We start from the raw sequence: 18,293 nt of genomic DNA, 5'->3' as shown, positions 1-18,293 counted from the left end.
TGACAAGACCGACCACCCGATTCAGCCAATCAAGTCCGGAGCCCGACCATGCCGACACCAACCATCAATCCGGACTTCGCCCCGGTGCTGGAGCCCCTCGGGAACGGTGCCGGCGATTTCTTCCTCGCCGCCGGTCTGTACCAAGCGCACAAGATCAGCTTCGGCGCCGCCGCGGCCCTCGCCGGCCTTGGCTACGAGGAGTTTCACTACCGGCTTAAGGAGCACTTCGGTCACGGCTTTGTCGTCGCCGACGAGACCGTGGAGGACGACTTGCGGCTGGTCGAAGCGCTCGTGGACCGGCGCTCGTGAGGCTCGTTACCAATGCCAGTCCTCTGATCTTCCTGGCGAAGATTAAGTTGCTTCCGATGCTCCGTAGCTGCTTCTTGCAGGTTCTCGCACCGCCGGCGGTGGTGGCCGAGACCAGGTTGGATCTGCCCGGCTTCATCGAATGCCGGGAATTATCCGAGATCGGGCATGCGTTCGTTCGCGGCGCGATCGGCACCCTGCATCGGGGGGAGGTGGAAGCCATTGTCCTGGCACGCGAGCAGGGCATCGCTCTCGTTGCCATCGACGACAAAGCCGCCCGGAGTAGAGCCAGTGAGATGGGCCTGAGGCCCATCGGCACCCTTGGCCTGATCGTTTTGGCCCAACGCCTGGGCCACCTCGACGCATCGACCGCGATGACCAAGGTCGATGAGCTTGTGGACATCCACGGCCTCTATCTCTCGAGCCACGTTCGCCGGCAAATCCGCAGCCAGCTCGGCGGATCATTCACGGGCACGGTCAAGCGCTGAACGCGACGTAAAAGATCGGCGAGCTTTGAAGTAATTGAGCCTGACCCCTTTCCCCCACGTGTGCGCCCGTCGTGACCTTCGTGCCGCTCTAAACCGCGCCCGGTGTTGGGCCGGACGGTTTCAAGGGCCGCGAAATGCCGCGCGACAAACGCGGCTGGAGTTGGCGCGGTTTAGGTTAAAGAGATTATTGATCATAGTGTTAAGATTTTTTTGCTGCGTCGGTTGCTGGGTTTCGGCGTTGTTTCGTCTGTCCTTACGGGCAAAAGGAAAGACCCGACGTCGCGACCCCGCGACGTCGCGGCCCCGACCCGACCTCGCGCGAGATCCTGTGCTATAGTCCCGCACACGTCACGGAGGAAGCGCGCGTCATGGACTCGACGACACATCAAGCCGAACTGCCTAGAATGAGCATCCATCGTTCGAGGGGTTCGGCTTTTTTGTTGTCCGGAAGTTTGGGCCCCATGAAACTTAAATAGGCTCCTTATGCGGCCCTTATGCCGGGAATAAAATTGCAGGTAAAATAGTAGCTTGCCAAACAACTCCTTGGGGCGGTAAGTTTGCAACATGCCTAAGCCGCCATCGACAACCGACAGCCCCGACAGCCCCGACAGCAAAGATGCCGAACTGGCGCGGTTGCGGGCGCAGAACGCCGAGCAGGCGAAACAGATCGCCGAGCTTCTCCAACGCATCCGCGAGTTGGAAGCGCGCTTGGCCAAGGATAGCCACAACTCCAGCAAGCCCCCATCCTCGGATCCTCCGTTCAAGAAACCGCCGCCGCGCTCGCGCCGCGTGCGCAGCGGCATGAAGGCCGGTGGTCAGAAGGATCATCCCGGCGCCACCCGAGCACTGGTCGAGGATCCCGAGCACCGCATCGTTGTGCCCCTGGAGGGGCTTTGCAGCTGCGGGCGCGACTGCGCCGAGCTGGCTATCGAGGTCTCGCCCGAACGCCGCCAAGTCATCGATCTGGTCGTGCGCCGCGAGGTCACCGAGTATCGCACCGTGACCGGCGTGTGCAGCTGCGGCCAGGTGCATTGCAGCGCCTTCCCGGACGCGCTCGGCGCGCCGGTGCAGTACGGCCCCGGGTTGTCGGCCTTGGCGGTGTATTTGACGCATTATCAGCTTCTACCCTATCGGCGCAGCGCCGAGCTGCTCGGTGTCTTGGCGGGCATCACGCTCGCCCCGGCCACCCTGGTCAACATGGGTCGCGAGGCGGCGGCGCGCCTGGCGGCACCCGTCGCGGCGATCGGTCAATCCATCGTGCGCAGCGCCGTGGCTCATGCCGATGAAACGGGGATGCGCGTCGCCGGCGCCCTGCAGTGGCTGCATGTGCTGTGCACCTCGCTCCTGACCTTCTACGCCGTGCACGCCAAGCGCGGCGCCGAGGCGTTGACCGGCATCGGTCTGCTCGACGGCTTTCGCGGCATTCTGGTCCACGATCACTGGCGGGCGTACTTGAGCACCCCGGCTCAGCATGCCTTCTGCAATGCCCATCACCTGCGCGAGCTCATCGCCCTCGCTGAAGCCGACCCCGTGCTGTCCTGGCCCAAGCAGCTGATCGCCTTGCTGTGCGAGGCCAACGACGCCACCATCGCCGCCCGCGTGGCCGGCCTCCAAGCCCTCCCCGCTCCGGTGGTGGAGGATTTCTTCACCCGTTACGACAGCATCCTCGCCAACGGGGCCTTCTTTCATCCGCAGCGCCTCCCGCCACCGGGCAGTCGACGACGGGTCAAACAGACGCCGGCTCACAACCTGGTCGCGCGCTTGCGTACCCACCGCGGCGACGAGGTCATGCGGTTTGTCACGGACCTGCGTGTCCCCTTCGACAACAACCTCGCCGAACGTGACCTGCGCATGCCCAAACTCAAGCAAAAGGTCTCGGGCTGTTTCCGCTCGCACGAAGGTGCCGAGGCCTTCGCCACGGTACGCTTCTATCTGTCCACCCTGCGCAAGCAGTCGATCGATCTCTATCCCGCCCTGGTGATGACCTTCCGGGGTCAGCCTCCGATGCCGCACTTGCCGTAAGGCAGCTGATTACCTGAACAGTTACAAATAAACCTTTAAGTCAGGACTACTCCAATGAAAGACGAAGAGATCATCGAGCATTTTCAAGAGGAAGCTGATAAATTAGAAGAGAAGGAAAAGCTTGAACCTTTGAGTGAGCATCGTGTGGTCGGCAATCGGTCTGGCTATAACTATAGGGGGAGCGAAAATTTCGAGCACGATGACACTGGATCCATCCATAACTTTTCAGGTGTCGAAGATGAAATAGAAAGCGCGTATGCGGAGCATGAAGGCTGGGAAGAAGGTTACGATTATTGAGTGGTTTTTTTGCGGATGCCTTGGGCTAAAAGGATTTCCGTGATCAGTAGACCTTCTGCGAAACCGAAACCTAAAGCTCACTGAGAGATCAAAACAATGGAGCGGTTGATTTTTTTCGCCATCGTTGCAATTATATTGCTCGTTATTCTACGACCCGGAATATCCAGGAGAGAGCGGCTTAGAAGTGCGCGGCGCCATGAATACGAGTGTCGAAAGAAAAATGGAAGGTTATGAGAAGAAACCGCATTCATAATATGCTCCCATCTAGATACACCAAGTTTAAGGGATCTGGTTCAATTGATCCACAGCGGCATTCGATCAACAGCAGGCGCTCTTGTTCTAGGCAGTGTTGACATTAGGCGAGCCAGATCCAAGCGGCAGCGATGGCGATTGATGCGTCGGCTCCTGGGTTTCGGCGTTGTTTCTTCTGTCCTTACAAGCAAAAGGAAAGACCCAACCCCAATCCCGGACCCCAATCCGCGGTTCAGTACACGTTGAGCCTTCAAATGAACATCATAGCCTATGGAAATCCGCATCCGGAGTTTCAGGACCATCTCAATTCTTTGCTCAATCAAGCGGGCCGAGCGAGTGAAGTTTGCGTCGAAGAAATGGATCCCGAATTCACGGCACTACTATGTGCATGGGATGGTGCTTCTGATCTAATGGACCATCTCTTTCCACTACTACATGACACGTCTAATACGCGACTACTGCTGTCTGTTCCAGATCAGCAAAAGTATAAAGCCTATTGTAAAAAGCTTACCGGTATCGCTGAATGGGGTTGCTGTTTGAGCGAGACAATAGCGATTGAATTCGCCCCTGCTTCACGCCGGTTATTGGTTCAGCTCCATGAAACGCTTCATTTATTTGGTATCGACGATTGCTACCAACCAGCATCGCAATTTCCGAAAGAGTCTTGCGATTTACCAACTTGCCTTATGCGCTATGAAACGCCATCGTCACATGTCTGCAAAAATGTTTTAAGGCAGCTTCGTCATGGCAGCTAAACGGTCGGTGAAGCCGGCGCCGCTTCACGGTGCGGCTTATCTCCATCATTAGGTTTTACAAGCCAAATGACGAAGAAAACCAAGCGCTCGCAGGAACCTGGCCGTGACGGAAAAAGCTGAACGTCGCGTGCCAGAATGACTCTGCAGGTGGTGCGGCCGCGACCTAAGACAGCGTATCACAGTGCGCTTTGCCTCGGTTAAGTGGAGAGCCCGGAGGCGTTTTTTGATCGCCTGCGGCAGTTTCGTCGTAGTGCGTAGCTGCATCGTGGAGAGATGCGCTTATTGTTGACCGCGAGGTCGCGATGGTCGGCGATTGAAAGGGCGGGAAAACTCGCGCTTGTTGAGTATAGTATCTGCCCTTGTTGTGATCCCCAGTAGGGGGTCTGGACGCTTAGCTTGTGGTAGACGGAAACTATGAAGAAAACTCGTCTTGCTCTCGCACTTGTACTCGCGGCAGGCACGACCGGCACGATTAGCGCCGGCGATGTAACGATTAATTTTGGTGAAAGAAACGCCTATAATAGCGACTGGGAATTCACCCAGGCAGCCGGTGCCTGCGCAGCCTATTACGTTTACATGCAAGGAGAAATGCCCGAGAACGTGAAAGCCGCCATCAAAACCTATGTGCCGACCCATTTCATGGATGATTACAAGAGCTTCGCCGTCGCCGAATTGGAGCGCATCAAGAAATTCGAAGGCCGTCCGTTCGGGTCCGTCGTGCTTGCTGAAAACAAAGCAAAGTGTGATTCATTTACAATGGCTGACAGGTTCAATCTTGACTGATACGGCCGCCGTCATTTTCTACCTAGAAAAGCAGCTCGATCTGTCGCGGGCAAACCGTCGCGCGGGGGTCGGGGTCGGGTCTTGACTCTTGCCAAGACCTGATAAGCATCTAGCCGACCCCGCCCGCGGGCCTACAGATAAGGTAGAAGAGAACACCTGAGCTGGAGACCCGGCAGGAGGAGTCGACGATGAAACTCTACGGCGGAATCGATCTGCATTCCAATAATAGCGTCGTGGCCCTTTTGGACGAAGCGGAAAAGGGGCCAGGCTCAAATTCTGCTATGCTTGCGCCCCATGCTCCGCCGCACACGCATCCATATCGACGGCTTGCTGCTGCACATCGTGCAGCGCGGCCACAACCGCGCGGCGTGCTTCTGCGACGACCAAGACCGGCGTGCCTACCTCGGTTGGCTGCACGAGGCGCTGGCGCTGGCGCGCGAGCGCTGCCGGCTGCACGCTGACGTGCTGACGACCAACCATGTCCATCTGCTGCTGACGCCGGAAGAGGCCGGGCGCGTGCCGCAGGAGCTGAACGGGTTCGAACGGGTTGAGAGAATCCGCTGCTGCGGGTTCGGGGTCGGGTCTTGACTCTTGCCAAGACCCCGCCTGACCCGTACTTCCCTCTGCCGAGGAGATCAGCCGTGGCGCTGCGTCGGAGAAGCGGAGGCTGGAGCGCCTTGGTGCGGAACAACTACGCTCCCCCTTGGCTTGCGCGACGGAAATGAAACGATGCGTTCGGGATGCTTGGCCTGCTTCGCCACTAAGTCGTCGAAGATGGCATCAATGTCATAGTTGCTGAAGTTTCTCGTTTTCCTCAGGCGACCAGCCCCATGACTGTAGCGATGAGGGAATTTCGGGTGCCGTGGCCGGGATCGTCGCAATCGACCCCGAAACCCACGTCGGCGAGATCATGGGCGAGTGCTCGGCGCACATCGGCGAAGGCATATTCGGTCCGACGCGCAGCGGCGTATCGCCGCGCGGGGGCCTGCTCCAAGCTGGCCCCGTAGATCCAGGTGATGGTGGTGGCCACCATGCAGAAATGCAGATGGTTGGTGACCGCATCGGGATTGCGGGTCTGCGTCTGGGCACTGCCGATCTCCTGCTTGATTTCTCTGAATCCGGCTTCGATTTTCCAGCGAGCGCCATAGATTTCAATAATTTGCGCAACGGACAGGGTCAGGTCGGTGGTCACCAGCGCGATCCATTGGGTGCGCCGGTAGACCCAGACCACGCGCACTTGGCAGCGCAGGGTCTTGAGCATCACCACCTGTTCGGCAGCCACCACGTCGCGCACCCGACCGTAGAGGTTGAGCGAATAGGTCCGTGCGGTGGCCCGCAGCGCGGTCTGCATTGCCTTGACACTGCCCAGACGTTCCCCGTACTTGCGGGGTCGTCCGGCGCGTCCCGGCACGGCCACCGGCAGGTCGTGGAGCACCGCGTTCACGCGCAGACGCGGGGAAAAGGGGCCAGGCTCAAATTCTGCTATGCTTGTGCCCCATGCCCCGCCGCACACGCATCCATATCGACGGCTTGCCGCTGCACATCGTGCAGCGCGGCCACAACCGCGCGGCGTGCTTATTCGACGACCAAGACCGCCGTGCTGACCTCGGGTGGCTGCACGAGGCACTGGTGCGCGAGCGCTGTCGGCTGCACGCCGACGTGCTGATGACCAACCATGTCTATCTGCTGCTGACGCCGGAAGAGGCCGAGCGCGTGCCGCAGGTGCTGATCTCGGTCGGTCGCCGGTACGTGCAGTCCGTCAACCACACCTATGGGCGGACCGGCACCCTCTGGGACGGCCGCTACAAATCCTCGCTGGTTCAGGCCGAGACCTACCTGCTGGCGTGCCACCGTTACGTCGAGCTGAATCCTGTGCGCGCCGGCATGGTGGCGGACCCCGCCCTTTACCGCTGGTCCAGCTACCGGGCCAACGCGCTCGGCGAGCCGGGCGCACTGCTGACACCGCACGCGCTCTACCTCGGACTCGGCGATGACGAGGAAACGCGCCGTGCAGCCTATCGGGAGCTGTTCCGCATCGCGCTCGACGACCAACCGCTCGGCGATCTGCGGCTGGCACTCAACCAAGACCAGCCCGTCGGCAATGATCGCTTCTATCGGGAGATCGAAGCGATGGACCGGCCAGCGCCGGGAATTGCGTAAGCGGGGCAGGCCGCGCAAGCAGGACGAGCCGCCATCAGCCGACGCTGCGGGGCAGGGCGAGTTGCCGTTGTGAATAAACTGACCCTGGCCCCTTTTCGCAATGAAAGAGCAAGCGCCGGCCAAGCTCCATGAGCCGGACACGGTGCTCCATCGTTACCGGGCACCCGACAGCCTGATCGAGTTCCTGAAGACCCTGTGATTATGAGAAGCTCCCAGCGAACTCTGACCGCCTGCCGACGGCGGTCAGTGAGTCCTGCCAAGGCCCGCTTTGCATAATCGCGAGCTTTGCATAAACGCACATTGCCGACACTGACAGACGGCCGAGAGCGGTGATAAGGTTTTTGCTGTCATCAACGTTGACAACGCCGAAGGTTGTTGTCATCGTTACAACATGCAAGCTGCCCTGCTCCTGAGGTCGCGCGTCAAGCTGAGCGACAACCGCTTTGCAGATATTGTGATCTGGCAGCTCCCCGAACCCGCGCCCGGCAGTCGACATTCCTTCAAGTACCGTTTGGCCTTAGTGATCGATGAGGTCTGTGTACTGCGCTACGACAACGAGAGCGGCAAGGGAGACCACAAGCACGTGGGCGCTCGTGAAGTCTCTTATGCCTTCACGACACTCGATCAATTGGTCGATGATTTCTGGGCCGATGTCGCCCGACTGTGAGGCACCTCATGACCACTGTGACGATCGAAGTCGCCGACATCGAAGCCACCAAGCGGCGGACCAAAGGTGCTTTTCACGGCGAACCGCAAGGCTGTTTCATCACGTTTCCGAGCCACGAGGATCTCTGGGCGACGTTGACAGGCAACCGTTGGGGGATTCTCAAAGTGATGACGGGGGCCGGACCGCTCGGGGTGCGAGAACTCGCGCGGCGCGTCGGGCGCGATGTCAAAGGCGTGCATACCGATGCTCAGGCACTCGTGGCCTGTGGTGTGCTCGACAAGACCGATGACGGCAAACTGGTGTTTCCTTATGACGAGGTGCGCATGGAGATCGTGCTGAAAGCGGCGTAGGACGCGCCGGCTGGTTGCAACGGTTGCTGCGGCACAGGCCTAAGCGGTGCCTGCTTCGAACTGGAATCCCGCATGCCGAAGAAACCCGGCAAGACCAATCCCGGCCGACCACAACCCGAAGCCGCCCAACTGAAGGCGATCGAGTGGAAAAGGGACCAGGCTCGTCGGGTAGCAGGGTGACCGTAAGGTCACCCTGCTACCCGACTGGTCTGTCCCCATTTTCCCCGCAGGAAAACTGCACGTCCGGGTCTTTGGTGTGAGTCTATTCAGACTTACGGAATGTCTTGAAGTTTAGTTGGGGAAAACTCGAGCGAAAAAAAATTGCGTGGTACTGCAATATTCACCGTTAGAAAAATGTGCACACCACATCGCAAAGGTGCGATAAGGTCTGTGCCGTTTCTTTTCAGGAGGTGTGATTTTGGCCAAACAGATCTCGGCATCAGTGGGCGAGGGTGGGGTCAATCGAAAACCTGATGCGATTACAGTGCAGCAATTGTTGAACAAGGTCCCCGTCAATGAAGGCGGGCCACAGCCTGCCTTGGTGGTCGATGGGTTGCCCTGGAAAAAAACCATTGCTGCTATCAAGCAGTTTCAAAAAGTGCAACTTGGCTTCAAGTGGCCTGACGGCCGGGTAGATCCGAGCGGGCAGACTCTGGACAAGCTCAATGGCTACGACCGCGTCGATCCCAATGCCGTGTGTGGTGTCGGCAAGGTCTACTACTGCTAGCAATCAGTATTGTTCTGAATTTCTTCGGCCATCGAGAGGTGTGTAGAAACTATGGCCATTTGCTTCACAATGGGACTTAACGCGGCACTGACTAACCAAGTCAGACAGTACTTTACTCGGTTTAGGACATTGCCCCCCATGGGGATTCAGGTAACCTCAGTCGCTGATATCGCGGGGGTCGGAAGCTTCGAAGCCCTTGCTTCTCGCATCGCTAACACTGAAGATGATGAGTTTGTGGTTGTGGTGCACGCTGATCCGAACGGGGTGGGCTTATTGGTTCCGCTGGTCACCAACGCCAGAGCCCATTCCACCGGTGCAGATCTAGAGATCCTCAATCAGATCGCGGGGCGAGAGCGCAGCGATCCGACCCCAGCTGAGCTCCAGAAGCTCGGGATCTACAATAATGATGTCTCACGTTTGATCGCTTTGAGAGAGCGACTGCACTCGAAGAAGATCAGGGCCATTGAATTTCGCGGCTGTAACTTGGGTCGCAGTCCCAGGTCAGTACGCGCGTTTTGCTCATTTTTTGGCGCCGTGCGACTTGGTGCCCCCCAGTTGCACAGTTTTTTTGGAGATCCCGCAGTCCTGCACGGCCCGGGAGTCGTCGACTCCCACGAAGCAGGACATAGGGGCGACAGAACCTACAGCTATACCTATCCCTCAGGCAGTGGCAGATGCGTGTGTTGTTTTGGTGTTGATTTGGCCACCCAGCGCCCGGTCAACGGACACATCGTTGCCGACAATCTGGACAGCTTCAATCGCTGGATTCAGACCCACTTGGACAGAAATGGCACCTTGGGCAATGCTAGACAATTACCGATCCACGGGCTTTGGAAGCTGCCAGGCGCAGACAATCCTGATCCAGCAGCGATTCCTACGCCGATTTTTCCAATCGAGACAACCGATGGACTCAGCCAATACGCGATCAACATGACCTACCAGGGTTTCTGCAGCTGAGGAGTCTGGACCGCTGCGCCCCAGTCGACACGGTGGCCGGCAGCGCGTCGGCGGGGTCGGGTCTTGACTTTTGCCACGGCAAAAATCAAGACCCGACCCTTTTCCTGGACGCGACCTTTTCCTGTAGTCGGCGAGTGCGTAGGTGTCCCCGGCGCTCTTGTTGGCTCGCCGACCTTCGGCGCGGCCCGGACATTGAGCTCTTCGATCAAACGCCGGCTGCCGACGGGCCAGCCGGCGCGCGCCCGCTGATGGTCGATCTTTTCCTTTCGTGTCCTGCGCTCCCGTTTCATACCATCAAAGCGGCAATATGCGCACTCGGCTGCGTCCGGGCTCGATCAGCAGCAATGCGCCGTCCTCCAAGTCCACGTGGAAGCGGTCAAGGCACTGGATCAAAAGGTCAGCGATCTGTTCGTGCAGCACCTTCGGACCCCGAAGCTAAATCAAGCTGGGCCCGCTGGCATGCGTCAGCGCGAGCATGGTCGAGAAGTCCAGGTCGTGGCTGAAGACGACGTAGCCGTTGGCGACCGCCCAGTCCATGATCTTGCGGTCAGGCGCAGAAGGATCTCCGACCTGCGTTCAGTGGACGGTCTTGAATCCAGCTTCGGTCAGAACAGGTACCCACTCCGGCGAGAGATTGACATCGATGACCAGCCGCAGGGTCATGCCGCCGTGAGGTCCTCTTCACGTTCATCCAGACGCCAGGCGGCGTAGGCCAGCGCTGCATCCAGGTCCTCGGGCTCGAGATAGGGGTACGCGGAAAGGATGCGCTCCCTGCCGACACCCTCGGCCATGAGTCCGAGCACCGTTCCGACCGTGACCCGCAGACCTCGGATGCAGGGTTTGCCGCCCATGACAGCCGGATCCAAGGTGATTCGGTCAATGTCCATGGCTTACCTCGACATTCGGCTCGCGAAGAACTGAAGAGCGGGCAGGATAGCAGTCGGACTGTTCAATGTCGTCAAGGGCTGGAGCCGCAGCAGAATGACTGCCCGGCCCTACTGGTCGACAGCAGGTTGGGAGGCACAGCCTATCCCTCCGAATCAGAAAAAGGGCCATCATTTGGCCGACCCCATGCACCGGCGCACCAGTTCACGGATCCACGTCGAGGGCTTTCCGCGGCGCATCGTGCAGCGCAGCCACAACCGCGCGGCGTACGTCTTCGACGATCAAGACCGGCGTGCTGGCCTCGGCTGGCTGCATGAGGTGCCGGTGGGCGAGCGCTGCCGGATGCACGCCGACGTGTTGATGACCAACCATGTCCATCTGCTGCCCTCGGTCGGCTGCCGCGACGTGCAGTACATCAACCACACCTACGGGCGTAACGGCACCCTCTGGGACGGCCGCTACAAATCCTCTCTGGTTCAGGCCGAAACCTATCTGCGGCTTTGCCAACGCTACGTCGCGCTGAACCCCGTGCGAGCCGCCATCAGCCGACGCTGCGGGGCAGGGTGAGTTACCGCTGTGAATTAATCGGGCCTGCCCATTTTTGCTCCTTCAAACCTGCGTTGGCCGGCTCCAGAGGTGACAGGCATTCGCCCCCCTTTTTTGTTCTGCACTCTGTCCAACGTTCATCTTCTCGGATAGTTTGCTCTGCTTGGTATCACGTTGCGAATACCGCCCTTAGGATCCTCGACATCTCCCCGATAACGCGGCAAGAGAATGATATGTAAATGGTCAATGCTTCTTCCTGCTTCTCTTCCATCGTTGTTGCCGACAGTGTATGCATCAGGCTTGTTTCCCAGGAAATCCAGCTTCAAGACCGTCTCGATATGGTCTTTGGGCCGATCTTTGAGATCCTCCCTGCCGAGCATGTTTAAATAAAGATCCTTCAGGTCAGTGCGTTCAATAGCGGTCTTGACTCCACGAATAGCATCAAAATAGTCCGCCTGCTCTGTTTCAAGCAGATGAAAAACGGATTCGACATGCCTTCTTGGAATCATCAAGGCGTGCCCGGGATTTACAGGGTGGGTGTCGAAGATTCCCACGAAAGACCGGTTTTCAAAGATAAAGGGGTCGGCTTCGCCCCTTGAGACTCTGCAAAAGTAGCAAGTCTGTTCTGAAGGGTTACTGCTCATACTAGCCGTCCATTAGGTCATGTCATGTTGCGGCGTGCGCGTCGAGGATATCGCGTCGGCGTGTCGTTTGCGCTCGTGATACCTGTCGGAGGCATTGTCCTGCCGACGGATGGGCTCGCTCCTCGGCGTGAACCTTCGTCGACCTGGTGAATTGATCGGGCCTTTGAGTTCTGCGCAGGGAAGGCGGTTAGTCGACCTCCTTGAGTGCCTGTTCAATCTCCTCCAGCGATTTCTCGAACGATCCGGCTTCCGCGACCTCCGGTAGTGCAAAGAGCGGTACGGTAAATCCCGGACGGGTGAGGATTTCGGCCTGCAGCTCCTCGCTGTAGACGCCGGGTGTGTTGCCGAAGCGTTGCCTAGGCGAGGCGCTCCAAACCATGCCGCCCCAAACCTGATCCCTGTCGGCCTCCACGGCCGCGCAGCGCAGACCGCAGGTCGGACTGCCGTCGCGCAGGACGATGCCGACGACCCTGTGGTCATTGTCGCGATAGGTCTGGACTTGGTCGCAGACCTCTCGCGCGATCCGGCGACAATGCCGGCGAAACATGGGGTTGCCGTACTGCTTCTTGACCTGCCCCCAGCGCATCGAGCCCAGGTAGCTGACCTCCGGGCAAGTCATCTGAAAGATACCCGCCTGATGCTCGAGCAGCAGGTCGAGCAACTGACGGATCACCGCCGGTTGGCTCGCCAGGCCACGCACGCAGGCGTTCTGGTTGAGCAGACAATGAGAGATGAAGATAAGCCTGCCACTTCGGGCGTCGCGGATGTTGTCTTTGATCTGGCCGAGCTTGCCGGTCATGGTCGTCCTCCTCGCGCTTCAGTAACCGATCGAGGGCAGAAATACGCCTTGCGGTTCATGATAGAACCCGATGGTCATTAGAGTCAGGGACTGCACGATGCGCAATTCATGTCCCAGGCACCAGCGGAACAGCTCGCCGTTCCGGGTCGGGAGTAGAAAGCCCTGGCCACTGAATCTTGAAGCGGCGCCGATCAGTGCCTGGAGGTCGGCATTGGTCTCCCCAACGGCGTGGCCGGCGAAGCCGATTTCAGTGGCATAGCCGCCGATGCGACGATCCCGTTCGGCCAGGCTTGCCCGGCCCATGGCGATGGCCTCGGCGAGCTCACCCCCGCGGTCATGACCGTGGACCTGTCGGCACAATGCGTTGCAGGCATCGAGATCGTCCAGGGTCGCCGGCCGCACGCAATAGCCGGGCAGGCTCAGCCCCAAAGGCGCTCCCTGGAGGCAGACCAGCGGCTCGCGCACCTCGAAACCCGATTGGATGCAGAGGCTCAGGGTCATGAAGTTGTGAGGGGCCTGCACCAGGCGTGCCCCTTGAAAGGCGCGTTCGGTCAAGTGTTGCGCAACGCCCCCTGTCAGTCGGTGACCCACCGAGCGATGCTGTACCTCGGGATCGACCGTGAAGGGTCCCAAGCCGGCGATGCTCGACCGCTCATCGATCACGACACTGCCGACCACACGCCCGTCCAGTTCGGCGACGATGACATGGAAGTCCGGATGGGTGATCCAGCGGGTGAATAGCTCGATCGCCAGGTCTTGCGTCGGGATGTCCGGCGGCACCTGGCAGCGTTGCGCGATGTCGGCAAAGGCGGCATGAGCGACCCGGCCGCAAGCTCCGGCATCGTCCGCAGTGGCCGGGCGCAGCTGGAGGTCCGATGTGTTCATTGGCTTACACTCCAATCTGGAGACTCTTCATTCGCCCCCACCATAGAGCGCCATCAGTACCCGCTCCGGGGTCAGCGGCGCCGCCAATTGGAAGTCCCGGTCGGGCTGCAGTGCGCGCATCGCCTCCACCACGGCCAGCCAGGCGGCGATCCCATAGAGAAAAGGCGGCTCACCTACCGCTTTGGCCTCCAAGAGGCCGGCGGGCTCCGGGGCGTCCTCCAGGAATTCCACCAGGATCTCGGGGGCGGCGTGGATGTCCGGTGGCTTGTAGGTGGCCATGCTGCGGGTGAGCAGCCGGCCTTGATCATCGAAGCGCAATTCCTCGGAGGTCAGCCAGCCGATCCCCTGCAAGATGCCTCCCTCCACCTGCCCGCGATCCACCTCGGGTGCAAGGCTGCGGCCGACATCGTGCACGACCGCCACCCGATCGATGTGGTAAGTGCCGCGCAGGCCGTCCAGGGTCGCCTCGCAGATCGCCGCGCCATAGACATGATAGGCGAAGGGATGGCCCCGTTCCCGCTCCGTGTCGAAGAAAAGCCCCGGGATGGCATAGTGGGCCTGGGCGGAGAGGCCGATCCGCCGCTCATAGGCGGCCGCCAGAAGCTCCACCCAGGGGATACGCGGGGATGCCTCGCCGGCGAGCGCCGCCCCGCCCGCCAGCCGCAGTGCATCCGGCGGCTCGTCCAGCAGTTCAGCCGCCAACACCAGCAGCCGCTCCCGCAATGTCTCGCAGGCGATCCGCACCGCGTGGCCGTGGAGATCGGCGGTGACGCTGGCGGCGCTGGCGGAGAGGTTGGCGGTGCGGGTGGTATTGGTGCTCTCGACCCGTATCAGCTCTTCCGGCAATCCCAGGTTGCGGGCCGCTACCCGCTGAAGCTTGCGGTTGACCCCTTGGCCCATCTCCACCGCCCCGGCGGAGAGGCCGACACTGCCGTCGCGGTAGAGGTGTACCAGGGCCTCTCCCTGGTTGAGGAGGATGTGGGTGAAGGAGATGCCGAACGCGATCGGCAGGCAGACGAGACCCTTCTTCTCCAGCCGATGGGCGGCGTTGAAGGCGTCGACCTCTTGCCGCCAGCCGACCAGGTCGTAGCCTTCCCGCGCCCGTTCCCAGCAGGGGCGGGCGCGGCATCGCTCGGCCTGCATGCCGAACGGGAAGCGATCCCCCTCCGCCAGCAGGCTGCGGGCGCGAATGGTCTCGGCCGGGATTGAGCACTGCCGCGCAAGCCGGTCAATGGCGCACTCGAGTACGAAGACCCCCTGGGGGGCACCGAAGCCCCGCATGGCGGTAAAGGGCGGCAGGTGGGTCCGGCAACACCAGGCGGTGGCCCGTAGGTGCGGGATGGCGTAGGCATTGCTCGCGTGGAACAGGGTGCGGGCAAGGACGGCGGGCGAGAGGTCGGTATAAGCCCCGGCGTTCTGGTAGAAGTCGACCGCGTAGGCGTGGATGCGTCCGTCTCGGTTCAGGCCGATGCGATAGTCGGCGCAGTAGGGGTGGCGCTTGCCGGTCTGGGCCATGTCTTCGTCGCGCCTCAGCACCAGTTTGACCGGTCGTCCCAGCCGGCGGGCCGCCAAGGCGGCCAGCACCGCGAAGCGGGTGGCTTGACTCTCCTTGCCGCCGAAACCACCGCCGAGCCGCAGCACGTCGACCTCGACCTGATGCATCTGCAACCCCAGGACCCGTGCTGTCGCCGATTGCGCGGCGCTGGGACTCTGGGTGGCGGTATGCAGCAATACCCCGCCGTCGTCGCGGGGGATCGCCAGGGCTGCCTGGGTCTCCAGGTAGAGGTGCTCCTGACCGCCGACCAGTACGCGGCCCGCGACGCTCGCGACGCACTCCCCCCACGCCTGGCCCAGGTCACCGCAGACGAAGCTGCGGGGGGGCTGGAATAGGGCACCCGCGGCCTTGGCGGTCAGGGGATCGAGTTCGGCGGGCAGGGGCTCCAGGTCCAACCTCACCGCCACCGTGCCGGCCCGGGCCGTTTCGGGGTCGTCCGCCACCACCAGGGCCAAGGTCTCACCGGCATAGCGGAATTCGGTCTCCGCCAACAGCGGCTCATCGTCTGCCTGGACCCCGATCCGGTTCTCTCCGGGGATATCCGCAGCGGTCATCACCGCCCTGACCCCCGGTAGCCTCATGGCCGGGGTCGGGTCGATCGCGAGAAGACGTCCATGGGCGAAGGGCGCGGGCAGGGGGGCCGCGTGCAAGGTATCGGGCGGATGCGGCAGATCGTCCAGGAACCGGGACTGACCCGTGACATGCAGATGGGCAGCGTCGAGGCCTGGTTTGGTCATGTTGTCGCCTCCCCGCCGTTGGGCGTGAGGGGCCAATCCGCGTTGATTCCCTCCGGCCCCAATGCCTGGAAGTGGGCCAGCACCAGTTGGCGCAACAGCAGACCTTTATATTCCGCGCTGCCGCGCACATCGTCGATGGGGCTGGCCTCCTGCCGTGCCCGATGCGCTGCCGACCAGGCGGTGGCGCCGTCCAGCGGTCGGCCGGCGAGCCAAGCGGAGGTGTCCTCCAGACACACCGGCGTCGGGGCAACCCCGCCGGCACTCAGCCGGGCGCGGCGGATGGCGCCGTCGGCCAGATCAAGGTACAGAGCCGAATTGACTGCGGCTACGTCGAGATACTCGCGGTGGGCCACCTTCTCGAAATGAAAGCGGGTCGGTCCAGGCGTGAGCGCGAGCTCCACCGCGGCAACCCATTCGTCTGGATGCAGATCCAGCCGTTTGTAGCCCAAGAAGAAGCGCGCGAGCGGTACCTGCCTTGTTCCCATGGGGCTATCGACCACGACCTCGGCCGCCAGTGCCAGCAGGCAGACGCTGAGGTCGCCGATCGGCGACGCGTTGACCAAGTTTCCGCCCAGGGTGGCCCGATCCCGCACCGGGGTTCCGCCGAAGCGCTCGAGCACCTGATGCAGATGCGGGATGCGCTCGGCCAGCAGAGGCGATTCCAGCAGCTCCTCCACGGTCGTGGCGGCGCCGATGCGGAAGCGCTCGGCGGTCGCGGTGACGCCGCGCAGCTCGGGTCGATCCGCGAGCATGACCAGTCGCTGCGGGGACGGCCGGGACCAGGAGTGGGCAAAGAGGTCGGTCCCGCCACCCACCAGCAGCCCACCGGTGATCGGCAGGGTCCGCTCGGGCCGAGGCAGTCCGGCAAGCCGCTCGGCAATTCCGATGAATGAACCCGGCACCACCCCGGCGGCAATCAGTGCTCCCAGGCGAGTCTCCGGGGGCGGCAACCCGGCCCCTAGCGGCAGCAGTCGGGTCAGCGCGCGCTTGATCCCCTGGTAGCCCGTGCAGCGGCAAAATTGGCCGTCCAAGGCCGCGATGCCTTCCTCCCGGTCGAAACGCAGCCCGTTGAGCAACCAATCCGTCAATCCCATCACCACACCCGGGGTGCAGAAGCCGCACTGGATCGCCCCTTCATCCACCAGTGCCTGCTGGACCGGGGTGAGTTGGTCGTCGGGCCGGTTCACGCCCTCAAGAGTGACGAGGTGGTGCCCCCCCACGGCCGTCAGCGGCAGCAGACAGGAATTGACCAGGCGATAGCGCACCCATCCGCCGGGCTCCAGTGCCCCCAACAGCACGGCACAGGCACCGCACTCCCCCTCCCGGCAGGCGTCTTTGGCCGCGGTCAGACGGCGATCCTCCCGCAACCAGGCCAAGACCGGCCGGGTTGGCTGCGGCAGCCCGGCGACGAATTCATCGTTGAGCAGAAAGGGTTGCATACTGCTGACTCGGTCAAAGGTGTGCTATCCGCAGGGTCGAGTGGATCACTGCCGATCAACTGTCCGGCAAGGATGAACCGCGCCTGGCCGTGTACACCGCAAGTGGCTCGGGATCTCTTGAATCATAGACGACGCGCTCAAGATGTTCAGTGCGCTCCCGCATCGCCCGTCCGGTTAGGGGATCAGTCGGTCTTGTCCATTTCTGGCCCGGACGACAAGAAACGGCTGACTTGAAGCCGCCGGCGAGGTGTCTTGACACTCGGACGCCGCCGCACTTGCGGTACCCCGATCCGCGGAGTCTATACTCTTGAATCGCCGAACAACTGCGGAGCCCGTCCATGCCTGATCTTGCCGAAGATCATTCCATCAGCGTCGAGGAGTATCTCGCGGGCGAGGCTGTCGCGCCGGTTCGCCATGAGTACGTCGCCGGCGAGGTCTTCGCGATGGCCGGTGCGACCGAGGAGCACGCGACCATTGCGCTCAATGTCGCTGCTTTGCTGCGCGCGCATGTGCGCGGAAGTCCGTGCCGGGTTTACATCGCCGACATGAAGCTGCGCGTCGAGCCGGCTTCCGCCTTTTTTTATCCGGACGTCTTCGTGACCTGCGATGCGAGGGACGCGCCCGAGCCCTTGGCCAAACGCCATGCACGCGTGATCATCGAGGTCTTGTCCGAGTCTACCGAGGGCTACGACCGCGGCGCCAAGTTCGGCGATTACCGGCGGCTCGATTCGTTGGATGAGTACGTCCTGATCGACTCCCGCAGCCGTTCCTGCGAGGTGTTCCGCCGCCGTCCGGAGGGTTGGCTGCTCGATCCGGTGCCGGAGAACGGGCGGCTGGTCCTGCCGTCGATCGGCTTTGAATGTCCGCTCGATGCCTTGTACGAGGACGTGGTGTTTGTCCAGACCGAGGCAGCGGATACCGCCTGACCGGTCGCTGCGGCCCTACGCTCGCCGCTTGTCGGTCGTCCGCGTGATCGCCTGCACCGTCAAAGAACGGTCACATCGGTTCTCTACAATCACCCTAAAAAGAGCAGTTACAC

The 18,293-nt window shown here is 61.4% G+C and carries 21 protein-coding genes and 1 pseudogene; 14 read left to right on the top strand and 8 right to left on the bottom strand.

Going from position 1 to position 18,293, the window contains the following annotated elements:
* Positions 1-48: 48 nt before the first annotated feature.
* The 7 genes from B4N44_RS06000 (at position 49) to B4N44_RS05970 (ending at position 5,491) form a co-directional block, all read left to right on the top strand.
* Positions 49-309 carry a UPF0175 family protein gene (locus tag B4N44_RS06000; RefSeq protein WP_232409531.1) on the top strand — a complete coding sequence of 87 codons (261 nt, stop codon included), beginning with the start codon at positions 49-51 and terminating at the stop codon, positions 307-309.
* On the top strand, positions 306-794 hold the full coding sequence (locus B4N44_RS05995; protein ID WP_296697988.1) for a DUF3368 domain-containing protein: 489 nt from the start codon (positions 306-308) through the stop codon (positions 792-794). Before B4N44_RS06000 ends, B4N44_RS05995 begins: the two co-directional genes overlap by 4 nt.
* A gap of 564 nt (positions 795-1,358) precedes the next feature.
* A complete protein-coding gene (tnpC, locus tag B4N44_RS05990; RefSeq protein WP_296697985.1) occupies positions 1,359-2,816 on the top strand; it encodes an IS66 family transposase in 1,458 nt (485 codons plus the stop codon).
* Between the two features lie 54 nt (positions 2,817-2,870).
* Positions 2,871-3,113, top strand: coding sequence for a hypothetical protein (locus B4N44_RS05985; RefSeq protein WP_296697982.1), 243 nt, complete (start codon positions 2,871-2,873; stop codon positions 3,111-3,113).
* Positions 3,114-3,619: 506 nt separating this feature from the next.
* The gene (locus B4N44_RS05980; protein WP_296697980.1) at positions 3,620-4,120 is read left to right on the top strand and encodes a hypothetical protein; all 501 of its coding nucleotides are present in this window, start codon (positions 3,620-3,622) and stop codon (positions 4,118-4,120) included.
* Between the two features lie 414 nt (positions 4,121-4,534).
* Positions 4,535-4,903 carry a hypothetical protein gene (locus tag B4N44_RS05975; protein WP_296697977.1) on the top strand — a complete coding sequence of 123 codons (369 nt, stop codon included), beginning with the start codon at positions 4,535-4,537 and terminating at the stop codon, positions 4,901-4,903.
* A 294-nt stretch (positions 4,904-5,197) separates the two neighbouring features.
* Positions 5,198-5,491: a hypothetical protein gene (locus B4N44_RS05970; RefSeq protein WP_296697974.1), complete on the top strand. Its 294-nt coding sequence runs from the start codon at positions 5,198-5,200 to the stop codon at positions 5,489-5,491.
* A gap of 226 nt (positions 5,492-5,717) precedes the next feature.
* On the opposite strand, the gene B4N44_RS05965 is transcribed toward B4N44_RS05970, so the two are convergent.
* Positions 5,718-6,347, bottom strand: coding sequence for a transposase (locus B4N44_RS05965; RefSeq protein ID WP_296697971.1), 630 nt, complete (start codon positions 6,345-6,347; stop codon positions 5,718-5,720).
* Positions 6,348-6,400: 53 nt separating this feature from the next.
* Here B4N44_RS05965 and B4N44_RS05960 point away from each other — a divergent pair, with 53 nt between their 5' ends.
* From B4N44_RS05960 to B4N44_RS05940, 5 genes are all read left to right on the top strand, one after another.
* A complete protein-coding gene (locus B4N44_RS05960; RefSeq protein ID WP_296697969.1) occupies positions 6,401-7,063 on the top strand; it encodes a transposase in 663 nt (220 codons plus the stop codon).
* Positions 7,064-7,454: 391 nt separating this feature from the next.
* Positions 7,455-7,730, top strand: a complete 276-nt coding sequence (locus B4N44_RS05955) for a toxin-antitoxin system TumE family protein (RefSeq protein WP_296697967.1) — start codon at positions 7,455-7,457, stop codon at positions 7,728-7,730.
* Between the two features lie 8 nt (positions 7,731-7,738).
* Positions 7,739-8,080, top strand: a complete 342-nt coding sequence (locus B4N44_RS05950) for a transcriptional regulator (protein ID WP_296697962.1) — start codon at positions 7,739-7,741, stop codon at positions 8,078-8,080.
* A 418-nt stretch (positions 8,081-8,498) separates the two neighbouring features.
* Positions 8,499-8,807: a hypothetical protein gene (locus B4N44_RS05945; protein ID WP_296697959.1), complete on the top strand. Its 309-nt coding sequence runs from the start codon at positions 8,499-8,501 to the stop codon at positions 8,805-8,807.
* A 138-nt stretch (positions 8,808-8,945) separates the two neighbouring features.
* A complete protein-coding gene (locus B4N44_RS05940; protein ID WP_296697957.1) occupies positions 8,946-9,764 on the top strand; it encodes a hypothetical protein in 819 nt (272 codons plus the stop codon).
* Between the two features lie 435 nt (positions 9,765-10,199).
* Here the strand turns inward: B4N44_RS05940 and B4N44_RS19890 are convergent.
* Both B4N44_RS19890 and B4N44_RS05935 read right to left on the bottom strand, forming a co-directional pair.
* Positions 10,200-10,325, bottom strand: a pseudogene (locus tag B4N44_RS19890) (DUF5615 family PIN-like protein); the annotation flags it as partial.
* A 98-nt stretch (positions 10,326-10,423) separates the two neighbouring features.
* On the bottom strand, positions 10,424-10,651 hold the full coding sequence (locus tag B4N44_RS05935) for a DUF433 domain-containing protein (RefSeq protein WP_296697954.1): 228 nt from the start codon (positions 10,649-10,651) through the stop codon (positions 10,424-10,426).
* A 94-nt stretch (positions 10,652-10,745) separates the two neighbouring features.
* Here B4N44_RS05935 and B4N44_RS05930 point away from each other — a divergent pair, with 94 nt between their 5' ends.
* Positions 10,746-11,216 carry a hypothetical protein gene (locus B4N44_RS05930; protein ID WP_296697952.1) on the top strand — a complete coding sequence of 157 codons (471 nt, stop codon included), beginning with the start codon at positions 10,746-10,748 and terminating at the stop codon, positions 11,214-11,216.
* 116 nt (positions 11,217-11,332) lie between these two features.
* Here B4N44_RS05930 and B4N44_RS05925 read toward each other — a convergent pair whose 3' ends face one another.
* From B4N44_RS05925 to B4N44_RS05905, 5 genes are all read right to left on the bottom strand, one after another.
* A complete protein-coding gene (locus tag B4N44_RS05925; protein WP_296697950.1) occupies positions 11,333-11,839 on the bottom strand; it encodes an HIT family protein in 507 nt (168 codons plus the stop codon).
* Positions 11,840-12,026: 187 nt separating this feature from the next.
* Complete coding sequence (locus B4N44_RS05920) at positions 12,027-12,638, bottom strand: CD3072 family TudS-related putative desulfidase (protein ID WP_296697947.1); 612 nt, start codon at positions 12,636-12,638, stop codon at positions 12,027-12,029.
* An 18-nt stretch (positions 12,639-12,656) separates the two neighbouring features.
* The gene (locus tag B4N44_RS05915; RefSeq protein ID WP_296697944.1) at positions 12,657-13,523 is read right to left on the bottom strand and encodes a GNAT family N-acetyltransferase; all 867 of its coding nucleotides are present in this window, start codon (positions 13,521-13,523) and stop codon (positions 12,657-12,659) included.
* A 27-nt stretch (positions 13,524-13,550) separates the two neighbouring features.
* Entirely contained in the window at positions 13,551-15,815 is a 2,265-nt protein-coding gene (locus B4N44_RS05910; protein ID WP_296697941.1) for a molybdopterin cofactor-binding domain-containing protein, read from the bottom strand.
* On the bottom strand, positions 15,812-17,254 hold the full coding sequence (locus tag B4N44_RS05905) for an FAD binding domain-containing protein (RefSeq protein WP_296697938.1): 1,443 nt from the start codon (positions 17,252-17,254) through the stop codon (positions 15,812-15,814). The genes B4N44_RS05910 and B4N44_RS05905 overlap by 4 nt, the downstream gene beginning before the upstream one ends.
* Before the next feature lie 338 nt (positions 17,255-17,592).
* On the opposite strand from B4N44_RS05905, the gene B4N44_RS05900 reads away from it, so the two are divergent.
* Positions 17,593-18,180, top strand: a complete 588-nt coding sequence (locus tag B4N44_RS05900; RefSeq protein WP_296697936.1) for a Uma2 family endonuclease — start codon at positions 17,593-17,595, stop codon at positions 18,178-18,180.
* The last annotated feature ends 113 nt before the right edge of the window (positions 18,181-18,293 follow it).

Origin of the sequence: Thiocapsa sp. UBA6158, from assembly GCF_002423035.1 — a bacterium.
Taxonomy (GTDB): Bacteria; Pseudomonadota; Gammaproteobacteria; order Chromatiales; family Chromatiaceae; genus Thiocapsa.
Note: the sequence above shows the minus strand (reverse complement) of the source record. Positions and strands in the feature narration are given on the sequence as shown.

Coding starts and splice junctions, on each gene's coding strand:
- B4N44_RS06000 (WP_232409531.1), top strand. CDS start 49: ATGCCGACACCAACCATCAATCCGGACTTCGCCCCGGTGCTGGAGCCC.
- tnpC (WP_296697985.1), top strand. CDS start 1,359: ATGCCTAAGCCGCCATCGACAACCGACAGCCCCGACAGCCCCGACAGC.
- B4N44_RS05985 (WP_296697982.1), top strand. CDS start 2,871: ATGAAAGACGAAGAGATCATCGAGCATTTTCAAGAGGAAGCTGATAAA.
- B4N44_RS05980 (WP_296697980.1), top strand. CDS start 3,620: ATGAACATCATAGCCTATGGAAATCCGCATCCGGAGTTTCAGGACCAT.
- B4N44_RS05975 (WP_296697977.1), top strand. CDS start 4,535: ATGAAGAAAACTCGTCTTGCTCTCGCACTTGTACTCGCGGCAGGCACG.
- B4N44_RS05970 (WP_296697974.1), top strand. CDS start 5,198: ATGCTCCGCCGCACACGCATCCATATCGACGGCTTGCTGCTGCACATC.
- B4N44_RS05960 (WP_296697969.1), top strand. CDS start 6,401: ATGCCCCGCCGCACACGCATCCATATCGACGGCTTGCCGCTGCACATC.
- B4N44_RS05955 (WP_296697967.1), top strand. CDS start 7,455: ATGCAAGCTGCCCTGCTCCTGAGGTCGCGCGTCAAGCTGAGCGACAAC.
- B4N44_RS05950 (WP_296697962.1), top strand. CDS start 7,739: ATGACCACTGTGACGATCGAAGTCGCCGACATCGAAGCCACCAAGCGG.
- B4N44_RS05940 (WP_296697957.1), top strand. CDS start 8,946: ATGGGGATTCAGGTAACCTCAGTCGCTGATATCGCGGGGGTCGGAAGC.
- B4N44_RS05935 (WP_296697954.1), bottom strand. CDS start 10,651: ATGGACATTGACCGAATCACCTTGGATCCGGCTGTCATGGGCGGCAAA.
- B4N44_RS05930 (WP_296697952.1), top strand. CDS start 10,746: ATGACTGCCCGGCCCTACTGGTCGACAGCAGGTTGGGAGGCACAGCCT.
- B4N44_RS05925 (WP_296697950.1), bottom strand. CDS start 11,839: ATGAGCAGTAACCCTTCAGAACAGACTTGCTACTTTTGCAGAGTCTCA.
- B4N44_RS05920 (WP_296697947.1), bottom strand. CDS start 12,638: ATGACCGGCAAGCTCGGCCAGATCAAAGACAACATCCGCGACGCCCGA.
- B4N44_RS05915 (WP_296697944.1), bottom strand. CDS start 13,523: ATGAACACATCGGACCTCCAGCTGCGCCCGGCCACTGCGGACGATGCC.
- B4N44_RS05910 (WP_296697941.1), bottom strand. CDS start 15,815: ATGACCAAACCAGGCCTCGACGCTGCCCATCTGCATGTCACGGGTCAG.
- B4N44_RS05905 (WP_296697938.1), bottom strand. CDS start 17,254: ATGCAACCCTTTCTGCTCAACGATGAATTCGTCGCCGGGCTGCCGCAG.
- B4N44_RS05900 (WP_296697936.1), top strand. CDS start 17,593: ATGCCTGATCTTGCCGAAGATCATTCCATCAGCGTCGAGGAGTATCTC.